This window comes from Streptomyces sp. NPDC003248 (assembly GCF_055563235.1).
The window spans coordinates 89,290-112,122 of the sequence record NZ_JBVHDT010000004.1; the positions used below are offsets into that span (position 1 = coordinate 89,290).

Below are 22,833 nucleotides of genomic sequence, written 5' to 3' on the forward strand. Positions count from 1 at the left end.
CCCGCTGTCCGCCGGGGTCAGTAGTCCTCGTCCTGATCCGGCGGGGGCGGTGTGCCGAAGCGCGGTTGGCCGGGCGGTGCCCACGTGGTGTGCCTGGTGTGCTGTCCTCTGCGGTGCTGGGGCTGGCGGCTCGACGGGTAGCCGGTGTGGTGCCCGGTGGGTTGACCTGTGTAGACCGTGCCGCCGGACACGTGGGTGCCGCGGCGCGAGAGTGCGGGCGCGGGAGCGGGCGCCAGGACGAACTGCCCTCCGCCGGGCACCGCCCCGCCCCAGCCCTGCGGGGGCACGGTGAGTACCGGCGTGGTCAGGGGCTGGGTCTGGTACGCCGAGGGGGCCACGGGCGAGGGGTCGTACACCGCGTAGGACACCGTCCCGGACGGAGGACCGTAGTCGACCGTCGGATAGGGCACCCCGGCGGTCGTTCCGCCGGGGGTGACGGAGGGGAAGGGGGTCGCCGGCACGCTCGTGTAGAAGGTCCCGCCGGTCGACCGGCTCGGTGCATTCCCGTACCACGCACCGTAGGCGGGCTCTCCGCCCGGCCCTGGGGACAAGGGGGCCGGAGGCGGCGAGAAGTCGGACCTCGGGGCCCTGCGCGGACCGGTCCAGGAACCCTCGGCGGGGCTGAGCCCGGCGGTCCTGAGGACCTGCAACGGCGCCGCCATGGGGGTCTCGGGGTAGTCGTCGTAGACGCTCGTGCCGTAGGAGGGGTCGGGGATGGTGCGGCGCTCCAGAGCCTCATGCTCGCGTTCCAGGTCCACGCGCATGCGTTCGTCCAGCAGTTCGTCGATGACCGACCAGGCCGCGTTGCGGGAGCCCGAATGTCTGTCCGAGGTCTTGCCCTTGGCGGACATCGACTGGCGGCTCGCTTCCACACGCTGATGGCTGTCCAGGTCCTTCCGGACACCGGCCTCGATCTTCCGAAGTCGTTTCTCCATGTCGTCGGCGGCGGTCTGCAGCCCGTGCAGGTCGGTCACGCGCGACAGGGCGGTCACATCTCTCTGGGCGTTCTTCAGCATCGTGTCGAAGGCGCGCAGCAGATACCCGTCGTCGGGATTGTCCTCGAACTTGCTGACGTGGTCGCGGCGGACGCGCTGCGCGCGGACGAGGCGGTCGTTCGCCCTCCCCTGGTAGATCGTGGCCACCTCGTGCCATCCGCGTGCGGTGGTGACCGTCTGCTGCCCGAGCTTCTCGATCTTCGCCCAGTCCTGCGGTCCGGACGCCGCCGTGTGGTTCTCCTGGCTGAGGATCCGCCATTCTCCGCCCGGGGACCGCCACAGGAAGTTCGTCGCCTCCGCGTAGACGTCTTCGAACGGCGGCATGTACTTCTCGTCCCCGTACCACGCCAGGACGTTGTGCTCGTTGCGGAACAGCTGGGCCGGCCGGATGTTGGAGAGGCTTCCGGGCGACTGGTAGTGCCAGGCGGTGAAGTTGCCCGGCACCCCGCTCTCGGTCACCACCAGGGCGCAGCCGTTCATTCCGGGGGTGAAGACGAAGTCGGCGCCGCCCGAGGCGACGGCTCCCGCCGTGGGTACCTCGATGTGGCCTATCCGGTCGGTGTCCTGGGCGGAACCGGGCAGGTAGGGAATGAAGAGCGAGGTGATGTAGCCCTTCTCGTCACGCATCCGGGGCGGGGTACGCCCCTGCATCAACGTCTGCAATGCAGAGTCGAACGATCCGTACGCGTGCCAGTACATCTCCACCGCCGGGGTCAGGATGTACACCGGCTCGCCCTTGGTGCCGGTTCGGTTCGGATCCGTGGCCAGGACGAACCAGTGCCGGTCCTTGTCCGCCATCCACCGCACGAACGCGTCCGGATCGACTCCGCGCGTGGGGTTGCGCAGTTGCACTCCCTCGTGCATGCGGAGGAGCAGCACGTTCTTCTCGAGGAACTTGTCCGGCGCGTTCCGGAATTCCTCGGCCGCCTCGGCCTCGGACCGTCCCAGTCTCTGACTGCTCGACTCCGCCGTGTACGTGACGCGCGGCGGCGGGGCGGAACCGCCGCCACCGCCCTTCTTGCCGAGCAGACCGCCGAAGAGGCCCTTGCCCCCCTTGCTCCCCTTGTCTCCCGTGCCGCCCTTGCTCTTGAACATTCCGCCGGCCAGGTAGCCGCGTGCGGCCCGGGGGCGGCCCTGCGCGAGCAGCCGGGAGAGTTCCTCGGCCCGCTCCCTGTCGTCATGGGCCAGCAGGTCCAGCGCGACCGCGTAGACGGCCAGGTGCCCCGGGTCCATGGTGGCGAAGGCGGGCAGGGTCTTGGTCTCCGGTTCGAAGCGCTCCAGTTGCTGGTGGGTGCGGACGATGTTGTGGGCGGCGGTGACGTGCCGGGAGAGCTCGATGTCGAGCGGCCACTCCTCGGCGAGGCGCTCCCGCAGCGCGGCGGTCTCCTCGTCACGGACCTGCTCGTCGCCGGTCTCCTCGTCACCGGTTTCCTCGTCACCGGTCTGCTCGTCGCCGGTCTCCTCGTCGCCGGTTTCCTCGTCCCGAGGCGGCCAGTCCACGGTGATGGTCGCCGCGCGGTGGGTCAGCGGGTCCTCGTAGAGCGCTCTCGGGGTGTCGTCGTAGGCCGTCTCGAAGGTGAAGTCGGCGAGGGTGAGCGGGTTCTGGGCGGCGGGCTGGAGTTCGCGGAGTCTGCGTTCCAGGGCCGACTTGAGCGCGGCGCTCGTGTCGGCGGCCCGCAGCAGTCCGCTTTCCCGGGTCGTGTTGGCGGCGCCCTTCACCGTGATCGCGGTGGGGCGGCCGCCGGGCCGGCGTTCGCGCAGGGCCCGTACGGCGATGCGGTCGGCCAGGTCCGCGATGTCCCGTCGTGCGCGGTCCGACACCGTCTTCTCGCCCCGGCCGAACAGCACGCGGGTCGGTGTCTCGGCCCGCTCGTGGCGGTCCTCGGCGGCGGGCTCCCGCAGCGGCGTCCACTCGACCTTGTCGCCCGCCTCCGCGCCGAAGGCGACGGACGCGGTACGACGCTGGTACGGATCCATGCGGAGCTGGTCGCCGGTGTCGTCGTAGCCGTAGACCAGGGTGAGGTCGCGCGTGGTCAGCGGGCGCCCGGAGCTGCCCGCCTGGAGGGTGCGCAACTCGGCCGCCAGGTAGGTCTCCAGGAGCCGTGCGACGTTCCTGGCCCGGGCGCGTCCGGTCAGCCCGGCGTGGCCCGTGCTGTTGCCGCGTCCGGTCACCCGCAGGGCGCGCGGGGGGAGTCGGGCGGCGTGGTCGCGCAGCAGCTCCGGCGCGATCCGCCGGGCCAGCTCGCGCAGTGCCCGGCGTTCGCCGTCGGCGGGGGTGCGGGAGTTCTGCGGGAAGTGCACCGTGAGGGGCTGGTCGAGCGGGTGCGCGGGAGCCGGGGAGTCCGTGTCGGGCCGGGGCGGCAGGTCCTTGTCGGTGCCGGGGGACGGGAGGGCGGGGAGGTCCTTGCCGGTGGTGGAGTCGGTGTCCGCGGGCGGGAGGGAGGGGAGGTCCTTGCCGGTGGTGGAGTCGGTGTCCTTGGCGGTGAAGGCCGTTCCGCCGGAGACGTCGGTCTTCGTGCCCAGGGGGCCCGCGTGGATCACGGGAGTCGGCGCTGTGCCCGTCGTGGTGGGGGGCACGGACGGGAACGTCTCGGCGGGGGCGGGCTCCGGCGCGCCGAAGAGGGCGCGGAAACCGGCGTAGACCTCGTTCTCCGCGTCCGTCGCGGCGCGCGGGTTGACGGGTCCCGGGAAGGCGGCGGTGGCGGCGGGGCCGTAGAGCCGTTCCAGGAGGCGTGACAGGCCGGGCACGTTGTCCTCCACCCATGCGGCGCCGTTCCGCCTGCTCCGCCCCGTGTACGGGTCACGGCCGGTGTTCACGCCCAGGTAGAGGTTGGTCAACTGGGCGAAGAACTCGTACTCGTTCGTCGCGGAGTAGTTGTCGACGGGGTTGCCGGCCTCGTCCCGCCGGATGCCGTCGGGCCACACCCCGTCGCTGCCCTTGTCGAGCAGGGCGAGGTAGGCGGCGTGCACGAGCGCCTTGTCGGCGGCGTCCAGGCCGTGGTGGTGCACGGCGTGGGCCGTCTCGTGCACGGTGTACGAGTAGCCCTCGGCGGCGGCGAAGAGTCCGGGTATGTCCGGACTCTCGCCGAGCAGGTTCTCCTCCGGTACGGCCACCACCGTGCCGATGTTGGCACCGCGGATGTCGTCGAGGGCGTCGCCGCGGGTGGTGCTCGCGTCCCGGAAGGGGGCGATCTCCGGCAGGCTCGTCAGGGGCAGGCCCCTGGCCACCAGGACCACGTGCGCGCCGCTCGTGAGGACGCGCGCCGCGACCGCCGGGTCGCGCAGCAGCCTGGCGATCTGCGCGTGGGCGGCGTGCCGCGCGGAGACGGGGCGCTGCACCTGCGGCGGTACGTCCACGATGAGCTGGGCCGCGATGCCGGCGAACTCCTCCGCCGATGTCACGGCGGCGGCGAGGGCGTCGACCAGCTCGGGATCGGTGGCCAGTCGGCGCCGCCGCGCCGGGCTCAGCCAGGACAGGGTGCCCAGTCGCGCCAGGTCCCGCACGGTGCGGACCTGTTCGGCGACGGCCTCGGTGTCCGTGCCGGGCGCGGTCCGGCCGTAGACGGTCTGGAGGACGGTCAGCACCTGCGGGTCGTGCTCGGCGATCCAGGCGGCGCCGTTCGGTGCCGGTTGCCCGGTGAGGGGGTCGGTGCCGGTGTTCACGCCCAGGTACGCCGCGCTGAGCCGGGCGAAGTACTCCTCGACGGACGTGTGGGCGGGGGTGCTCCCGGGGGCGGCGGGGGTGGTGGGGGTGGTGCGGCGGACGCCGTCGGGCCAGAGGGCGTCCGCTCCCGCGAACCGCCGTGCCAGATAGGCCGTGCTGAGGGTGGAGCGGGCCTTCTCGTCCAGGGCGTGCCGGTGCAGGGCGTGGGCCATCGCGCGGACCGTCGCGGGGGTGGAGTCGGTGGCGGGGTGAGACAGCGCCGGCGTGTCCTCCCCCGCCGGTCCGAAGAGGTCGTCCTCGGTGAGGGCGACGACGGGCCGGCCGTTCGGGCCCCGGGTCACGGCCGGACCGGTGGGCGTGGTGCGCGACGCCCGGCCGAGCCGCACCGTCACGCGCGTGCCCTGGACGAGCAGGCGTGCCGCCGTGCCGGGGTCGGCCAGCGACGCCGCGACCTGCCGGACCGCCGTCGCCCGCGCCTCGGCGGACCGGGGCTCCCCCTCGGCCACGTCGACCATCAACTGGGCGGCGAGCGAGGCGAACGCGGCGGGTTCCAGCGTCGCCTTGAGCTGCCCGACGATCACGGCGTCGGTGGCCATACGGACGCGGACCTCCGTCCGCAGCTCCGTGACCCGGCCCTGGGCGGCGAGGCTGGTCAACGACTGCACGGCCCGCGCGCGCTGGGCGTCGGCGGCCTGCTGGGGCGTGACCGGGGCGGGGGTGTGCCGGGTGCCCGCGCCGTCGGACTGGTGGGCGATCGGGGCCGCGTGGACGGGCGGCGGGGAGTCGGTGTCGCCCCCGCGGTCCGCGGGGGCGGGGCCGTAGAGGCGCTGGAGGAGCGGGAGCAGGTGGCGTTCGTGCTGGGCCACCCAGTCCGCCCCGTTGTTCCTGGCCCGGCCCGTGACGCGGTCGAAGCCGGTGTTGGTGCCGAGGTAGACGGAGGTCAGCTGGCCGAAGTAGGCGGCCTCGTCGGTGGTGGAGTAGGGGTCGGCGAGGGCGCCGGAGCGGTCGCGGCGGATGCCGTCCGGCCAGGGAACGTCGGGCCCGGCGGCGCGGCGGGCCCGGAAGGCGGAGCGGACCAGGCGCATGTCCTCCTCCGGCAGGCCGAGGGTGAACACGGTGCGGGCCACGGCGACGACCGCCTCGCCGCGGTCCAGCGTCGCGTCGTCGTCCGCCCACGCTTCGAGGGCCCGCGGGTTGAGCACGGTGGTCCTGGCGGCGCTCAGCTCCCGGACCCGGTCGTAGGACGTGCCGCGGGTCGTCCTGACCCCCTTGAGGTGCCGGAACGGGGCGAGGGCGGTGATGCCCCGGCGGGACGGCGGCGCCGTCAGGGACACGCCCTCGGCGAGCAGCCGTGCCGCGACCTCGGGGTTCCTGAGCAGCGGGACGAGGACCGCCCGGGCCGCGTCGCGGAGGTCGTCGGCCCGGGCGTCCGTGCCGGGCAGGTCCACCATCAGGTGCGCGGCGGTGTCGGCGAACTCCTCGGGCGTCTGCCGGTCCCGGAGACCGGCCACGAAGTCCTGGTCGAGCGCCAGCCAGCGGCGGTGCTCGGGCGGGAGGGCGTCCAGGATCGCCGCCCGGGCGGCGGGGGCCGCCTGCGCGACGGTGGCCTTCACCCGGTCGGCGCTCGGGGGTGCCACCGCGTCGGAGCGTACGGCGCGCAGGACGCCGTCCATGTCGTCGACGTCACCGATGTCGCCGATGTCGTCGATGTCGGCCGCGCCGCCGAACAGGGCGCGTACGCCGTCCAGTCCGCGGGTCTCCTCCCGGACCTGGTCGACGGGGTTGACGGGCGCGCCGATCCCCACCTCCTCGACGGGGCCGTAGAGGTCGTGGAGGAGGTCGCGCAGTTCGGGTTCGTTCAGGGCCGCCCAGGCCGGGCCGTTCTCGCGGGGGCGCTGGGTGTCCGGGTCGATGCCCCGGTTGACGCCGAGGTAGGCGTTGGTGAGCTGGGCGAAGTACTCGTGGACGCTGCTGGAGGCGTAGTTGTCCCGCACGTTGTCGACCAGGTCGCGGCGGATGCCGTCCGGCCAGGCGGTGTCGGCCCCGGCGTCGCGGCGGGCCCGGTAGGCGGCCTCGATCCCGGCGCTCTCGGCGTCGTCGAGGACGAGCGTGTGGATGGCGTGCGCCATCTCGTGCGTGGTCGTGGAGTGCCCGTGCGGCACCTCCTTGCCGAAGCTGCTCCCGCCGATCAGGTTCTCCTCGGGGACGACGACGAGGGCGCCCACCTGGACACCGCGGACCTCGTCCATCTCATGGCCGTCGGGGGTCACCGTGCCCCTCTGGTCCTCGAACTCCTCCAGGTCGGTGAGCCGGGTGTCCCTCCCCAGGACGCGCACCCGCAGTCCCGCCGCCAACAGGGCGCGCGCCACACGGGGGTTGCGCAGCATCCGGGCGACCACGACGTGGGCCGCCTCGCGGGCCGCGACCGGCTGGACCACCTGCGGCGGCACGTCGACCATGAGCTGGGCCGCGAACCGCGCGTACTCGTGGACGGGCAGACCGGCGCTCGCCGCCTGCTGGAACGCCGTGTCCTGGCCGAGCAGGACCCGGTGCTCGGCGGAGAGCCGGACGAGCGAGCCGTCGGCCGTCCAGGTGCGGACGGCCGCGGCGGCGGTCTCGGGTGAGACCGGCGGGAGGTCGGGCTCGGACTCCTCACCGGGCGAACCGGCCTCGCCGAAGGCGCCGCCGCCCGTGTCACCGAAGGCGCCGCCGCCCGCCTCCCCGAAGGCGCCGTCGCCCGCCTCGCCGAAGGCGCCGTCGCCCGCCTCGCCGAAGCCGTCGTCGTCCGACCCGTCGGAAATTCCGGCCGCGTGCTCGCCGTAGGAGGAGCCGCCCCCGTCCGAGGAGGTGGTCGACTGCGGTGGCGGGGGCGGGAGTTGGCCCGGGACCGGGGGGCCGGCCGGTCGGCTCGTCGGTACGGTCGCCGGGGCCGCGCGGTCGACCTGGTTCTCGCTCTCCTCGGTGAGGTAGCCGACGTGCGCCCAGCGTGCGATCTCGTAGGGGTCCATCGCGGCGCCGTGCTCGGTGCCGTCGACGTCGCCGAGGCCGTAGGTGGCGGTCTGGTCGACGGCGGCCTTGGTGAGGGTCAGCGGGCCGGTCAGGAAGGCGCCGCCCGCCGCGAGTTCCTCCGCGTTCCAGCCGAGGATGCCGTCGTCGATCGCGTCGATCACCCGCCGGAAGAACGACGACTCGGGCACCGTCGACATCAGCGCGTTGCCGAACCGTCCGTGCCGCATGGCGTGCGACGCGACGTCCACCGTGCTCAAGTCCTCCGGGCGTACGCCGAGTTCGCGGGCGAACTCCTCGCGCTGCTCGCGGAAGCTGCGCTGGTCGCGGAACATGGGCCCGATGAGCGGGATGTCGGAGCGGCCCATCCTGCGCGCGTCGGAGAACAGGTCGACCGTGCCGGGTTCGAGGTCGACGTCCGCGTAGGTGCCGCCCTCGTACAGCAGGATGGCCAGCCGGGTGGCGTCGGAGGCGACCGGGAACGCCGTGGGAAGGGTGCGGGCGGTGTCGTAGAGGGTGCGGAGCTTGCGCAGCCGCTGGTTGACGAGCTGGAAGCCGGGGTCGTCGTCGGTCGTGGGCCGGTCCTGCGGGAACAGGTCGCGGACCGCGCGGAACCTGATGCCGGCGGACCGGAAGGCCGCGGCGGTCTCCTCGTCCCAGGTGCTCAGCGGCTTCTCGGTGGATTCGCCGGCCATCGTGACCGGGGTGGTGTCCGACCACATCTGGACGGTCCAGCCGTGGTCGCGGGCCGCCTCGGACCAGGACAGGATGTTGGCGACGGCGGCGGGGGACAGCGGGCGGCCGACCCAGAAGAAGTTGACGGTCTTGGGCGCGGTCCCGATGTGCGCGGCGCCGGACGCGTGGCGCAGCTCCTCCCGCACCCAGTCCCGCAGCCGCGCGGCCTCGGCGTGGAAGCGGGTGCCCTCCAGCCGGGCGGCGCGCTTGCTCAGCCGGTCGTGCACGATCCGGACGGCGCTCAGCCGCGCGGTCCGGGAGAACACGGTGACCCGGTCCCGCACCTGCTGTTCCTGCGCGTCGGTCAACGGGCCGTGCCAGCGGGCCAGTTCGCCCACCTTGGTGTCCGCCGGCGGCGGCGCGTGGTGCATCGGGGTCAGCTCGGGGTGGAGACGGCCGACGGCCGCGTAGAGGTCGTCCTCCTGCCGGGTGGCCTCGACCGGGTTGGCGGGGCCCGTCTTCAGGAGCGTGGGGGTGGTGCCGTAGAGGCGTTCGAGGAGGTCCTTCAGGGTCTTCTCGTTGCCGAGCACCCACTGCCGGCCGTTGTTGCGGGGCTGTCCGGTGGCGGCGTCGAAGCCGGTGTTGACGCCCTGGTAGGCGTTGCTGAGCTGGGCGAAGTACTCGTAGGGGTCGGTGGAGGAGTAGTTGTCGACGGGGGTGCCGTTGACGTGGCGGCGCGGGCCGTCGGGCCAGGCCGCGTCGGGTCCCTCGGCGAGCCGCTCGGCGAAGGAGGTCTCGATGAGGGCGCGCTGGGCGTCGTCGAGGCCGTGCGTGTGGATCATGTGGACGAGTTCGTGGGCGGCGCTCGAATAGCCGTCGGCGTACGCGCTGCCCGGCAGGGCGGAGAGGGTGCCGAGGAGGTTCTCCTCGCTGATCGCGGTGTGCTTGTCGGCGGGGTCCAGGGAGGACCGTCCGCGGACGTCGTCCCAGACCCGCCCGCCGGACAGCGCCCGTCCGGCCAGGGCGGTGAACGGCTCCACCCGGGTGAGGGGGACGTCCTTGGGGAGGATGGTGACCCGGGCGCCGCTGAGCAGCACGCGGGCGGCGGTCCCGGGGTCCCGCAGCAGGGCGGCGAGCAGCCGGTGCGCCTCCTGCCGTGCGGACACGGGCTGGTCGAGGCCGGGTGCCACCTCGACCAGGAGGACGGCGGCGGTCGCGGCGAAGTCGTCCTCGGAGAGGGAGCGGCGCAGCTTGTCCACGACGAGCGGGTCCTGGGCGATCCGGCGGCGTTCGTCGGGGGTCATCGACAGCAGGGCGTCGCGGCGGCCGGCGGGTGTCATGTGGACGAGGGGCAGGGCGAGGCCGCGCAGGCCCCCCAGGTCCGGGACGGCGGCGGGGATGACGACGCGGGGCGGGACGGTCGCCGACGCGAGGTGCGCGGTGCCGGTGGTGGTGAAGGCCGTACCGCCGGTGACGGGGGGCGGGGCGGGGAGTCCGCCACTGCCGAACGGGCGCTCGGAGGAGGGGCGTTCACCGGTCGGGCCCTGATCGGACCGCCCGCCGGACCGACCGCCGGACCGACCGCCCTCCGCGCGCTTCCCGGAGGGCTGCTCGCCGGTGGAGCGCTCGCCCGCGGGAGCCTCGGTGCGCGGCGCCAGCGACTCGGGACCGGGCTGGTGGTCCGCGAAGGCGCGGGCCAGGTCATCGGTGTCGGCGATCTTCAGGGGGTCGCGCAGGATGGCGGCGGCGACGCCGTACACGGCGCGGTGGGAGAGCGGCAGGTCCCCGAAGTCGGGGCTCTCGTTATCCCGGAACCCGGCGAGGCGCATGTGCTTGCGGACGATCCCGGCGGCCATCTGCACGGCCGCGTGGCGACTCGGGTTGACCGCGTTCTCGTGCTGCCCCCACTCGGTGCTCAGCACGTCCGGTCGCAGTGTCTCCTGCTCCAGGTTGAGCGGCGGGCTGAAGTCGACGGTGATCCGCACGGTGTTCGCGGTCGGCGCCCGCCCGGCCCGCCCGGCCGGGTCCGGTGCCGTGTCGCGGCCCAGCTCCCGGGTCTCGATCCGGAAGTCGCCGGCGGTGACGGGGTGGGCGCGGTACGCGGGCTGTCTGCCTTCCAGGACCGGACCGAGCCCGGCGCGGACGTACTCCACGGCGGCCCGTGTGCGGAGCGCCCCCACGTCCTTGGTGCCGGTGCCGGTCAGCGTGAAGCGCGACCGCTTGGGGGACAGCACCTCCACGGTCAGCACGGGCAGCGGCTGTCCCAGCATGGTGTTGGTCAGCGCCTGTTCCGCGACCAGTTCGATGAGGACGTCCAGCTCCCGCCGCTGGTCGGGGCCGAGGGCGGTGTCACGGGCGGCGAAGGTGAGCACGAGGGGTTCGGGGCGCGGGGCGGCGGTCGCGGTCCTGGCCTCGTCACGGCGTCTGCGGGCGGACGAGGCGGCCGCGAGGACCTCGGCGGACGGCTGTCCGGGAGTCGTACCGTCACCCCGTGACGCGGACGGCCGTCCCGGCGTCGTAGCGTCGCCGTCCCGCGCGGACGGCTGTCCCGGGGCCGTAGCGTCGCCGTCCCGCGCGGACGGCTGTTCCGGCGTCGGGTTGCCGTCGCCCGGTGCGGGCGGGGCCAGGGCGGCGAGGAGGCCCGCGGTCCCGGGCGAGAGGTCGTCGAGCCGGGCGAGCAGTTGGTCGCTGGCGCCGTGACCGCGCAACACCGCGGCCAAGGAGACCAGTTCGGGGCGTCCGGGAGGGGCCTCGTGGGCCGCCGTCGACCAGGGGGCCGCGGGCGGCAGGGTGCCCAGCGGGCTGTCGGCCGTCAACGCCCGGTCGGTGATCATCGCCGGGGCCGCGCCGATCGGGTTCATCGCCGAGTAGTGGTTGCGGCCCTCGTAGAAGAGGTGCAGGGTGTGCGCGGCGGACGGGTTCAGGGGGTTGGCGAAGGCGAGGTCGTCGAGCCCCTCCACCGGCTGTACGGCGACGATGTTCAGGTCGAGCGCCAGCGCGGTGAGCGCCGGCACCTGGTCGTAGAACGGTGTCGTCCACATGTCGACGTTCCGTACGGCGCTGTCGGCGGCGGCGCTCGGCGTGAGCGCGTGCATGTCCTGGAGGCGGGGGAACATACGGGTCAGCCCTCCGTGCGGGCTGATCAGCTCGGCGTAGAGGGCCTGGCTGCGCGGGGTGACCGTGGCGAGCACGCGGTCGGCCTCCTCCCGCAGGGAGGCGAGCTTCAGGTCCTCCACGAGACGCGCGCGGTCCTGGTCGCGGATCAGGGCGGGGTCCGGGGTGAACCCGGGCAGCAGCGCCGCGGCCATGCCCGCGGTGAAGTCGCCGACGATCGTGCGGTCGGCGGGGTCGGCGATCCGGCGCTTCAGCTCGTTCACATACTGCGGGCGGCCCAGGTCCTGGTCGATGCGGCGGAGTTGCTCGGGCGTGGGCTGCGGCGCCCGGTGCCCGAGGAGGTCCTGGAGCTGGTTGAGGGTGAGGTCGTTGACGAGGATCCGCAGGGACGAGGGCCCGGAGTCCAGCTCCGCGCGCCGCGCCACGGCCCTCGGGTCGCTCCCGGTGAGCCAGTCTCCCACCCGGTCGCGCAACTGCCGTACGGTCAGGTCGCTCAGCGGGGAACCGGTCAGCTGCCGGGAGGCACCGGCGAGCGTCGAGGTCATGAAGCACTCGCCGTCCGGCTCCACCCGCAGCACCTCGAAGGGGCGGTCGTCCACGGCGACCGTGCGGAACACCTCGCGGGGCGCGTGCCCCGGCAGCGAGCGGTCGGGCCGCGGGAGGGCCGGGGGTGCGGCGTCGGGGCGGCTGCGGGAGGTGCTGGTGGACGCGGTCGGGCGCGGCCGGGCGCCCATGAGGGGCTGCCGCGTCCTGCCCCGGCCGGCGCTCGCGGCCGTCTCGGACGACGTGCTGGAGGTCGTGGTGGCAGCCTTGGGGGCTGCGGGGGCGACGGAGTCGGCGGTGTCGGGCGTCGCGGAGTCGGTGGCGGTCCGGGACCGCGCGGGGAGGGGTACGGCGGGCAGGCCGCGGACGCCGCCGGGGCGGACCGGGTCCGTGCCGGACGAGGTCGAGGTCGAGGTGGTGGGAACGGCGGAGGGAAGCGGTGTGGAGGTCGTCGTGGTCGCGGTGGGCCGGGCGGGTTCCACGACCGTCCTGGCGTCGGTGTCGCCGGACGTCCGCGGGGTGCGCGGGCCGCGCGGGCCCTTCGTACGCTCCGGGCGGGTCTGACCGCCGGGCGTGCTCGCGTTGCCGCTGCCGCTGCCGCTGCCGGACGCGCCGTACTGCCGTCCGGCGGTTCCCCGGCCGCTGCCGCCGGGCAGGTAGGCGCGTTCCGCGCGGGGCCGCCCCTGGGCGAGCTCACGGGACAGGGCCTCGGCCTGATCGATGTCGCCGTGGGCCCGCAGGTCCATGGCGACCGCGTAGACGGCGAGGTGGCCGGGGTCCAGGGTCGCGAAGTCGGGCCGCCGGGCGGGCGCGAACTCCGCGAGCTTCTGGTGCGTGCGGACGATGTTGTGGGCGGTGGTGATGTCGTCCGGGCCCGGCATGTCCGCCGCCCAGGTGCCGGCGAGTTCCTCGCGCAGGCCGTCCCAGGAGGGCTCGGCGGCGGGGTCCCCGGACGTCGTGGTCGTCCCCGGGGCCGAGGTGGTGGTCGTGGCGCGGGCGGTGTCCGGTCCCGCGGCGGTACGGCCGGGAGGCGTGGCGGCGTTGCCCCGGCCCGCCTCGTGCGCGGGGGCGGCCGTGCCGCGGGTGTCCGGCGGGGGTGTGCTCCCTGCCGTCGGAGCGGTGCCGGGGGCGGCGGGTGTCGTGGTCGTCGCCGTGGTGACCGGAGTCGTCGTGGGGGGAGTCGTCGTGACCGGGGTCGTCGTGGGGGGAGTCGTCGTGACCGGCGTCGGGGTGACCGGCGTGCCGGCCTCCTCCTCGGCCGGTTCCGCCGGGGTGCCGGTCCGGTCGGTGTCCGGCGTCCGTCCGGTCTCCTGGTTCTCGCCGGGTGCGGCCCGTTCCGTGACGGGCCGGGTGCCCGTGCCGCCGGTCGTCCGGGGGGCGTGCGCCGACTCGGTGTCCGTCGCGCCGGTGCCGGTGGGCGCGGTGACGCGGGGAGCGGTGACGCCGGGCGCGCCCACGCGGTCGAGTACGTCGACGGCGTTGACGTCCGTGCCGAGGTTCGCGCGGGTCTTGGCGCTCACGGCCGGGGCGGTGCTTGCGCCGCGGGTCGTCGTGGAGCCCGTGCCGCGGGACGACGTGGGGACCGGGCTTCCCGGCGCGACCGTCGTCCCGGTGGTCTTGGCCTCCAGGTCCGAACCGTCGTAGGCCTGGCGGACGGTGCCGACGCCGCCGCTGACCGCGTCGCCCAGCATGCTCGTCGTCTGCTCACTCACCGCCGACATCCAGAACGTGTTCAAGAACGCCGTCGGCGAGAACGGCGCACCGTAGAACAACGCCATCAGCGCCGCCTCCGGCAACGCCTCCGTCAGCCCGTCCGCGATGCCTTCCGAGATCCGCCGCGGCGACGACGCCAGCCACTGCCCGAACGACCGCGACGTGTTCCCCGTCCCGGCGGCCGGCAGATCCCGCCCCGACTTCGCCAGCACGTCCTCGGACACGTCCTTGAACAGCCCCCGCGTCTCACTCCGCGTGAACAGCCCGTTGAACCGGTCCGCCAGACCCCGCAACGGACCCGACAGCCACCCCGCCGCACCACCGAACGCCGCGCTCTGCCACACCGCACGCCAGTCCACCCCCGACGGCCGCATGTCCGGATCGTTGAACGCCATCAGCCCCAGCCGCACCACCAGCGTCTGGAACGCCTCCTCCAGCGCCTCGCTCAGACTCGGCAGCAGATGCGTCCGCCGCAGGAACAGATCCAGCACCGTCAGGAACACCGCCGTCGAGCGGGCCTTCGCCTCCGCCGCCTGACCCGCCGCCGCCGGATTGATCCACGCCGTCGCCGCCAGGATCGCCAGCTCGATCAGCAGCCGGATCAGCTCGGCGACGATCTGCCACTTGCTCTCCTGGATGTTCAACGACTGGTCACGATGACCCGCCGCCACGTTCCGCAGGCTCCGCTCGTACTCCCGCAGGTAGTTCGTCCCCCCGTCCGCCCCCGTCAGCACCGACATCGCCCGCACGTACTCACGGCCCGCGTCGCCCGGCAGCGAATCGCCGATGTGCGCCACCGAGTACCCGATGTCCTCCTCGAGCTTCCGCATCCGCCGCCCGAACTCGGCCAGCTCCTGACTGGAGAGCCTCGCCTTCGTCTCGCTCGCCTGCGGAAACCCCGTGCCGATCAACACGATCAGAACAGCATTCATCGCCTCCGAGACCCTCAGATCACCCATGGTCCGATTCCCGCTCTCAGTGCCTGCCGTACTGGGCCTCTTCGGCCGCGATGCCGTCGTACGCCTCGTTCTGCGCCCGTTCGACGTGGCGCGCGGTGCCCGCGGTGTTGCCGACGATGCCGACGATGGCCTCGACGACCTGCTGGCCGGAGGTGAGGGTCTGCCGGTAGTTCCGCTTGATCTGCGGGCCGACCGCCTCGGCGTAGTCGTCGTCGGTGCCCGCCCAGCCGGTGAGCGTCGTCCTGTGGTGCTCCAGGTCGTCGACCAGGGCGTTGGCGTGGTCGGCGATGTCCGCCAGGAGCTGGGCGCCCCTGCGGGTCACATAGGGGTTGGCTTCGAACGCATTCGCCACGGTGGTTCTCCTCCGTCTCCTCGGAACGTCCCGGCCGTCCCGGTCGCTCCGGTGTCCCGGCCTTCTCGGTCTTCTCGGTCTTCTCGGGGCCTTCTCCGGCTCTCTCCGGCCTTCTCCTCCGGCCGCCTCACGGCTGGGGCGGGTCCTCCACGATCTCGTCGCGCAGTCTGCTGCCCTGCTTCTTCCTGGCCGCGGAGCCGTCCTCGTCGGTGGCGGAGCCGAACAGCCGGTCCCAGTCGATCTCCGCGCCGGGCATGTCGGTGATCCGGGGCACGCTCTCGGAGATCGGCCGGTAGGTGTCGACCACCTGGCGGGCCATCCGGGCGCGGGCCTGGCCGATCGTCTCCATCAGGACGGCGGAGAGCTGGGCCGGTGCCATCGACCGGTACTTGCCGTCCTGGAAGCGCAGGGCCCGCAGCTCGCCCTGGGCGCCCACGGTGACCTCCACCGAGCGGTCCTTGGACGTCACCGTGACGGACGCCTCGCGCAGGCGGCGTTCGGCGTCGGCGACCGCCGCCCTGGTCGACTCCAGGGCCTGGAGGGCCTGGGCGAGGCGCTCCTCGACGGGTTCCATGGTCTGTCTCCTGAGAAGTGTGGTGAGCGTGGGGGCGGGTCAGTCGTCGCGGCCCAGGACCGCGGGGGCGGTGGCCTCGTCGGTTCCCCAGACCTCCTCGTCCTCGGAGAGCCAGGTGGTCCGGGTGCGTTCCTCGCTCTGTGTCTGCTGGCCGCCCTGTCCGGCGCTCGGGGGCATGAACGGCATGCCCGAGCTGGTGGTGGCCCGCGCGGCGGCCTGTTCGGTGGTCGTCGCCGACCGGGTTGCGGAGGTGCGCGCGGTGCCGTTGACGGCGGTGTCGGTGTCGGAGTAGCCGGACCGGACGCGTTCGGCGGCCGCGGTCATCTCGCTGTTGAGGCCGCCCATGCGGGAGGCCGCGGCGAGCGCTCCGGGGTTGAGGCCGGTCGACCCGGTGAGGCCGTCGCCGGCGGAGACGCCGCCGAGGGCGCCGGAGAGCGAGGAGGTGTAGGGGACGTCGTCGTAGAGGAAGTCGCCGTCCAGGGCCTGCGTGGCGGAGCCGGTGGTGGAGCCGAGGCCGTTGAGGGCGTTGTCGAGCGAGCCGTTGAGCCCGGTGGTGAGGGAGGAGGTGGCGACGGGGGTGGGCGCGGCGGGGTCGGCGGTGACCTCGGTGCCGTCCGGGTAGGTGGTGGTGACGGAGCCGTCGGCGTTCTGCACGGAGGTGCTGCCGTCGGCGTTGACCAGGGTGCTCGTGCCGTCCGGGTCGACGGTGAGGGTGCTGCCGTCCGGGTACTCGGTGACCTGGGTGCCGTCCGGGCTGGTGGTGGTCGTGCTGCCGTCGGGGTTGGTGACGGTGATGCTGCCGTCGGCGTTGACCTTCGTGGTGCCGGTGCCGGACGAACCGATGCCGTTCAGGGCGCTGTTGAGCAGCGAGGTGTAGGCGGGCGAGGTGCCGAGGGCGGCGTCGGTGCCGGTGCCCGTGCCGCCGTCCGTCGTGCCGTCGGAGCCGAGGAGGGTGTTGAGGTCGCTGTTGAGGTCGGAGGTGACGGCGCCGGTGTCGATGCCCCCGGTGCCGGCGCCGCCGGTGTCGGTGCTGCCCGAACCGCTGTCGCCGAAGAGGCTGTTGAGCGCGTCATCGGTGGACGTGCCCATGTCGTTCAGCGCGTCGTCGGTGGAGGAGGCGATGTCGTTGAGGGCGTCGTTGACGGAGGAGTTCTGGCCGTTCAGGATGTCGGCGATGTCACTGACGTCGAAGTTCGAGTCGCCTTCGCCGTCGTCGCCGGTGCCGCCGGTCGTGGTGAGGGTGGCGGACGGTGCCTCCTCGAAGCCGTAGGCCGGGTCCCAGTCGGTGTTCATCAGCTTCGACCAGACGCCGCTGAGGGTCGTCGTGGCGGTCTCGGCGGCCGGGTCGAGGTGGGCGGTGATGTTGTTGTTCCAGCGCTTGACCGCCTCCTGGCCGATCTTGACCCAGCTGGCGGGGTCGGTCAGGGTGCCGTAGGCGGGGACGTTCTCCTTGAAGCCGTCGGTGAGGTCGTACCAGTACTCGGTGCCGCCGTAGGAGGTGCCGTAGTAGTTGGAGTGGGTGACCACCTTGCCGGCGTTGTTGGTGTCCAGCCACTGCTTGATCTCGGTGAGGAGTTCGCGCATCACGTCCTCGGCGTTCCAGTGGCCGCCCGGGGCGTTCGCGGAACCGTCGGGCGCGGTGCCGGTGGTGGGGCCGTTCTGGTCGCCGTGCCACTTGACCCAGGCGTCCTTGAGGGTCTTCACGGCGGCGCTGAGGGCCTGTTCGGCCTGGATCAGGCCGTCGCCCTGGAAGGTCTTGCTGACGTAGCCGTCGACCACGCTGGCGTTCTGCGTGCTGAAGCCATGGGGCGCCAACTGCTCGTGGTAGTGCTTGTACTGCTTGCGCAGGGTGTCCAGGAGGTTGACGAAGACCCCGGCCGCGTTGCCCTGCCAGGCCGCGTTGTCGCGTCCCATGGCCTGGACCCAGCCGTCGAGCCGGGTCTCGTGCTCCTCGAAGAACAGCTTGGCCCGGTCGAAGGACTTGGCCCGGTAGGAGAAGGTGCCCAGGTCCACCGAGTCGGCCTCGGCGACGGCGAGCCCGTCGAAGGAGTAGCCGGTGGTCTTCCAGGGGGAGGCGCCGAGCTGGTCCAGGAGGGAGGCGACGCCGTTGGAGAACTTGTGGAAGTTTGTCCCGCTCACTCCGCTGCCGGTCTGCCACGCGTACGTGATCTTCGCGACGTACAGGTTCAGCGCCTTGGCGTTGGTGACGGCGCCCGAGTCCCCCGTACCCGCGAAGAACAGCACGTAGTTGCCGCCGAGCGCGGCGAGGCGCTGGGCGGCGGCGGACGCGTCGGTCTTCCCCACGTTGCTGATGGTCACGGAGAACCAGGGGATGTCGACGGCGTCGTCGGCGCCGCCGTCGCCGCGGTTGCCCTTGCCCTTGAGGTCGTCGGTGACGGTCTCCCTGCCCGGAACCTTCCATCCGGTCATCAGGTAGACCGCCTGCTCCCACTTGCCGTCGTCTGCCATGGTGCGTGAACTCCTGGTGGGTGGGGGTCAGGAGAGGCTGGTGCCGCCGAGGTCCTGACCGACGTCGGCCATGGACGAGATGAACCGGTCGGTGGCCACCGCCTGCAACGAGGAGCCGGAGGCGGCGAGCAGGGTCGTCACGGTGTCCCTGAGGTCCCGGTCCATGTCGTTGAAGAGCTTCTTCTGCTTGACGAAGACCAGGTCGACGGCTTTCGCCAGGGCGACCGTGTCGGTGCGCAGGGAGTCGCCGTGGACCGTGCCGACGGTCCCCATGGGGCCGATCGTGAGCTGCTTGTTCGGGGCCGCGCTGAGCACCGAGTGAAGGGTGAACAGCGACTCGACGGGCGGCTCGTCGCCCGTGTCGTTGCGGATCTTCGTGAGGTCCGAGCCGAAGGTGGTCAGTTCGTGCTCGACGAACGAGGTCACCTGGGTCGCGTCGAGATGCGTGAGGTCTGCCATGTCCGTTCTCCCTTCCGGGGCTATGGGCTGCCGGGTCTCTCGGTGCGGTGGTGGCCGGGACGGGGCCGGGGCGGCCGGCCCGCGTCACGGGCCGGGGTCAGGACAGCTCGCTCCACATCTGGGTGAGGCTGTTCTCGGTCTGCCGGTAGTTGTTGGAGACCTCGCCGAGCAGGGTGGCGTGGGACATCAGCAGCTGCTCCATGGCGGTGACCGCGTTGTTCCAGTCGCGCTGCGCGTTGGTGTAGGCGTCGGCGTCGGTGCCCTGCCAGGTGCTCTTCAGCTCGGTCAGCTCGGCCTCCAGGGTGTCCAGCGTGGTCTCGATGGCCCTGGTCTGCTGGATCAGGTCCTCCACGCCCTGGTCGACGTGGTTGTACTCGACGTGGATGACACCGTCGGCACTCATGGCAACTCCTTGGGTCGTGAGGGTGGCTCGTGAGGGTGGCTCGTGAGGGTGGGTCGTAAGGGTGGGTCGTAAGGGTGGTGTCCCGGTCGGCCGGCCGACGGGTCAGCCGGTCAGCTGGCTGTAGGCGGCGTCCGAGGTGCTCTGTGAGCTGCGCACCATGTCGGTGTTGGCCGCCTGGGTGGTGTTGTGCTGCTGCATCGTCGTGTTCAGGTGGTTGATCAGTCCCTGGAGCTTGTTCAGGATGATCTGCGCCTGGGCGTCCCACTGCTGGAGCAGCTTCTGGAACTCCCGGCCGTCCTCGGAGGCGGCGCTGTAGCTGGTGGCCAGGCCGCCGGCGGTAGTGTCCACGTCGGTCTTGCAGCGCTGGATGCCCGCGTGGGCGGTGGTGAGGGCGTTGATGCCGAGGAGTGTCGACGACGCCGACGACTGCTGGATCGGTGTGCTCACGGGTTACCTCGTTCCACTGGGTGCGGTCGGATGCGGTCGGTGCGGAGGGCGCCGGACCGCCTCGGCGAGACGGTCCGGGCCGGGCCGGGCTGGGTCAGTCCTCCTCGTCCGCGGCGAGGCCGGGGACGGCGGCGGCGCCGGAACCGGCGGGGGTTCCGTCGGCCGGTCCTCCCGGTGTTCCGGGAGCCCCGTCGCCGGCCGGGCCGCCGGAGCAGTCCCCCGCCGACGTGGTGTGTGCGGCGGTGGCGCCGGAGGCCGCGGCGGGGTCCAGGTCGGGGCCGGTCGGGAGCATCTCCAGGAACGTCGAGGGCAGGACCGCCGGTTCCGTCCCGCCGTAGCCGAGGTCCTCGACGGCCTGCCCGGAGGGCATGCGGTACTTCACTCCCGTGTCGGTCACCAGGTACGTGGTGTCCCCCAGCTCCCCGCCGCCCGCCCCGAGGACGCGGACCACGGCTCCGGCGCCCGGCCGTACGGCGATGGCGTCCACGGGGGCGCAGGCGGCCTGCACCCCTTCGGGCGCCGCGGCGGGCGCGGTGTCCAGGGTGGAGACCACGGCGACGCTCGTCCCGGGTCCGCCGTCCGTGGACTCCACGCCCACGCAGAGGTTCTGCCGGTCGGCGGCCGCCACCAGCCGGGGCGGGCCCGAGGGCCACTGCGCGGAGGCGGTGTCCCCGGTGGCGGGGCGGGCGAGGTGGGCGTCGAGCGTGTCGGTGGCCAGCGCCACCGCGGTGGGCGGCTCGCCGCCGTAACTGTCCTCGCGGGTGCGGGGGTCGCCCAGCACCAGGGCCGCCTGGGTGGCGTCCAGGGGACGCAGGCCCTGCCCGGTCAGCAGGTAGTAGCGCACCGGGCCGTCCGGGACCTGCCCGGTGAACACCTGGCCGACGCGGGTGGCGTGTCCGTCGAGCGACGGGCCCGCCGTGCCCCGTCCGGGGACGTCGAGGGGTGCCAGGTCGGGGCCGAGGGGCAGGCTGTTGAGGAACTCCGCCGAGACCGGGCGGGCGACCGCGTCGCCGTAGCCGAGGGCGCGCTGGGCGCCGTGCTCGGTGTCCAGCGGCAGCCGGCGCCCGTGCCAGACGAGGAACCGGTCCCCGCCGGGGGCGGTGACCAGGAGGGCCTGTTCCGTGGTGAGTCCGTCGCCCTCGGGCGGTGCGGAGCCGATGACGAGGGTCGTGGTGGCCGACCGCTCGCCCTTCCCCGTCCGGTAGATCCCCGAACAGACCAGCCAGGGGCCCGCGTTGACGTCCGAGGTGCCGGGCAGGTCGTCCGGGGCGCCGGAGATGCCCACGGCGGCCCCGCGCGGGACGCCGGCGAGGGAGGCGCCGGAGACCAGGCGGGTGGTGAGGTCGGAGCCGCCGATCAGCCGTGCGGAGGCGTAGTTGCGGAGGGGGTGCAGGACGCCGTCCTGGTAGATGTACCGCGTGCCGGTGTCCTTGCTGACGATGAGGGCGTCGGCGCTCCGCCAGGAGTCGTCGCCGCCGGGCGACAGCACCCCGAACAGGACACATCCCGCCGCGGCCAGGGCGCCCAGGAGGAGCCCCCAGGCGGCACCGCGGCCGGTGCGGCCCATCGGGCTCTCCGCCGCGTCCGGGTCGGTGAGCAGCATGCCGGAGGTGAGGCGGCTCATCATGAAGACGTGCGCCTCGACCTGGTCGCGCTTGGACTGCACCGGCTCCTCCTTTCCTCGTCTTCTCTGGCTCTGTCGTCGTCACGCCCCGCGGGGCGGCCCGCCGGCTCCGTGACACGCCCCGCGGGGCGGCCGGCCGGCTCCGTGTCACGCCCCGCGGGGCGGCCCGCGGGCTCTCCGTCCCGGCGTCTGTCCGCCCCCGCCGGTCAGCCGAAGACGCCGCGCATCCGGCCGTAGACGCCGAGCACCCACAGCACCAGCGGCAGCAGGGCGATCGCGGACGCGGAGTGCAGCAGTTCGGCGGCCCGCCCCCAGTGCGGGACGAGGCGGCGGCCCGGCAGCGCCCAGCACAGGACGGCCAGCGTGGCGGCCAGGGCGCACAGGAGCACGACGAGCAGCAGCCGGTTCCCGGTGCCGGAGCCCAGGGCGAGGGACACCACGAGGACCGCCGCGCCCCACAGTCCGGGCAGCAGCACCGACACGCGCTGCACGGCGTTGCCGATGCCCCGGCTGTGCAGGGCGAGCAGCAGGGCGAGGGCGAAGGCGGTGACGCGGGCCGGGGTGGTGGGTTCCGTGCCCAGGCAGGTCAGGGCCCCGGCGTTGATCACGCCCACCGCCGCGTACAGCGCGGTCGTCCAGCCCTCGGCGCGGATCGTGCGGGCGACGAGGCGTTCGCCGGGTTCGGGGTCGATGCCCTGCTGGAGTTCCCCGGCGTTGGTGGGCAGCGGGGGCATGCGCAGGCCCGCCAGCCAGAACGCCACGGCCGGGACGCTCGCGCCGAGCAGGGTGGCGACGACGGCGACGAGCGCGGCGGCGTGCGCGGCCGGGAGGTCGGTGAGGACCATGAGCAGACCGGCCAGCCAGACGGCGACCGCCACCACGGCCGAGGCGAGGAAGAAGCGGGCCGGGCCGGAGATCAGGATCAGGGCCAGTCCGGCGCCGGCCGCGGACGCGGCGGCGGCGGACAGCAGGCGGCTGCCGGTCGCGGCGGGGCCGTCGCCCGCGCCCAGTACGGGCAGCAGCCAGCCGGTGGCGCCGAGGCAGGGTCCGGCCATCAGGGCGAGGGCGGTGGCGGTGCCGTTGTCGGCCATGGCGCGGCTGGCGGCGGCGGCGCCGGCGAGCAGCAGCAGGCCCATCGCCGCGGCCGTGCCGGCGCGTACGGCGACCGGGGCGCCGGGCAGCACGAGTATCGCCAGCGCGACGGTCACGGAGCCCACCAGCAGGGTGCGCAGCAGCTGGCGGGTGGCGTCCTCGGACCACTGGTGGGGGCGCTCGCGCAGGGTGCCGGCCATGCCGTCCACCAGGTCGTCGAAGTGCGCCTCGGGGAGGGTCTCGACACCTGGCCGCAGGTAGAGGGTGTCGCCGTCGCGGAGTTCGAGGGACTGGGCGGTGGCCTCCAGGTCCAGCGGGGGGCCGCCGAGCCGCTGGAGGATCCAGCCGCCGTGTTCGAGTCCGGACTCCTCCAGGCCGTCGCCGGCGTATCCGATGACGACGGGCAGCAGATCGGCGATCGGGACGTCCGAGGGCACGGCGAGGTCGACGGACCGTTCGGACGTCCGTATGGTCACCCGGCAGAGGCTGGCCAGGGCGTTGTCGCTCACGCTCCTGCCTTTCTTCTTCGACGGCCCGTCGTGTGGGCGGGCACGGGTTGTGCGGGGACGGGTACGGGCGGTCCGGCCCGGACCTGCCGCGCGCACCTCACCCGAGGCGCTCGGGGTCGCGGAACCGGGGTCCGGCCGCTCGCACGAGAGCGCCGGGGGCGATGGTAGGCAGGCGTGTGTGAAGGAAAACTGACCGAAGGGCCGCGCCGGCCGGCCCGCGGCACAAAGGCTCCAG

General features: G+C 73.6%; 9 protein-coding genes. All 9 read right to left on the minus strand.

The window, feature by feature from the left end:
• Window positions 1-17: 17 nt before the first annotated feature.
• A complete protein-coding gene (locus tag ACZ3KJ_RS12175) occupies window positions 18-14,669 on the minus strand; it encodes a WXG100-like domain-containing protein (RefSeq protein ID WP_467526434.1) in 14,652 nt (4,883 codons plus the stop codon).
• A gap of 16 nt (window positions 14,670-14,685) precedes the next feature.
• Window positions 14,686-15,021: a hypothetical protein gene (locus ACZ3KJ_RS12180; protein ID WP_467526435.1), complete on the minus strand. Its 336-nt coding sequence runs from the start codon at window positions 15,019-15,021 to the stop codon at window positions 14,686-14,688.
• A 127-nt stretch (window positions 15,022-15,148) separates the two neighbouring features.
• Window positions 15,149-15,595, minus strand: a complete 447-nt coding sequence (locus tag ACZ3KJ_RS12185) for a YbaB/EbfC family nucleoid-associated protein (RefSeq protein ID WP_467526436.1) — start codon at window positions 15,593-15,595, stop codon at window positions 15,149-15,151.
• A gap of 39 nt (window positions 15,596-15,634) precedes the next feature.
• On the minus strand, window positions 15,635-18,064 hold the full coding sequence (locus tag ACZ3KJ_RS12190) for an AAWKG family protein (RefSeq protein ID WP_467526437.1): 2,430 nt from the start codon (window positions 18,062-18,064) through the stop codon (window positions 15,635-15,637).
• 27 nt (window positions 18,065-18,091) lie between these two features.
• On the minus strand, window positions 18,092-18,523 hold the full coding sequence (locus tag ACZ3KJ_RS12195; protein WP_467526438.1) for a type VII secretion system-associated protein: 432 nt from the start codon (window positions 18,521-18,523) through the stop codon (window positions 18,092-18,094).
• A gap of 97 nt (window positions 18,524-18,620) precedes the next feature.
• Window positions 18,621-18,926 carry a WXG100 family type VII secretion target gene (locus tag ACZ3KJ_RS12200; protein ID WP_389520480.1) on the minus strand — a complete coding sequence of 102 codons (306 nt, stop codon included), beginning with the start codon at window positions 18,924-18,926 and terminating at the stop codon, window positions 18,621-18,623.
• Window positions 18,927-19,028: 102 nt separating this feature from the next.
• On the minus strand, window positions 19,029-19,373 hold the full coding sequence (locus ACZ3KJ_RS12205) for a hypothetical protein (RefSeq protein ID WP_467526439.1): 345 nt from the start codon (window positions 19,371-19,373) through the stop codon (window positions 19,029-19,031).
• A 94-nt stretch (window positions 19,374-19,467) separates the two neighbouring features.
• Entirely contained in the window at window positions 19,468-21,039 is a 1,572-nt protein-coding gene (eccB, locus tag ACZ3KJ_RS12210) for a type VII secretion protein EccB (protein WP_467526440.1), read from the minus strand.
• 164 nt (window positions 21,040-21,203) lie between these two features.
• The gene (gene eccD / locus ACZ3KJ_RS12215) at window positions 21,204-22,598 is read right to left on the minus strand and encodes a type VII secretion integral membrane protein EccD (RefSeq protein ID WP_467526441.1); all 1,395 of its coding nucleotides are present in this window, start codon (window positions 22,596-22,598) and stop codon (window positions 21,204-21,206) included.
• Between the last annotated feature and the right edge of the window lie 235 nt (window positions 22,599-22,833).

Bases quoted from the DNA above. Each gene is read 5' to 3' on its own strand.
- ACZ3KJ_RS12175 (WP_467526434.1), bottom strand. From the start codon at position 14,669: ATGGGTGATCTGAGGGTCTCGGAGGCGATGAATGCTGTTCTGATCGTG.
- ACZ3KJ_RS12190 (WP_467526437.1), bottom strand. From the start codon at position 18,064: ATGGCAGACGACGGCAAGTGGGAGCAGGCGGTCTACCTGATGACCGGA.
- ACZ3KJ_RS12200 (WP_389520480.1), bottom strand. From the start codon at position 18,926: ATGAGTGCCGACGGTGTCATCCACGTCGAGTACAACCACGTCGACCAG.
- ACZ3KJ_RS12195 (WP_467526438.1), bottom strand. From the start codon at position 18,523: ATGGCAGACCTCACGCATCTCGACGCGACCCAGGTGACCTCGTTCGTC.
- ACZ3KJ_RS12185 (WP_467526436.1), bottom strand. From the start codon at position 15,595: ATGGAACCCGTCGAGGAGCGCCTCGCCCAGGCCCTCCAGGCCCTGGAG.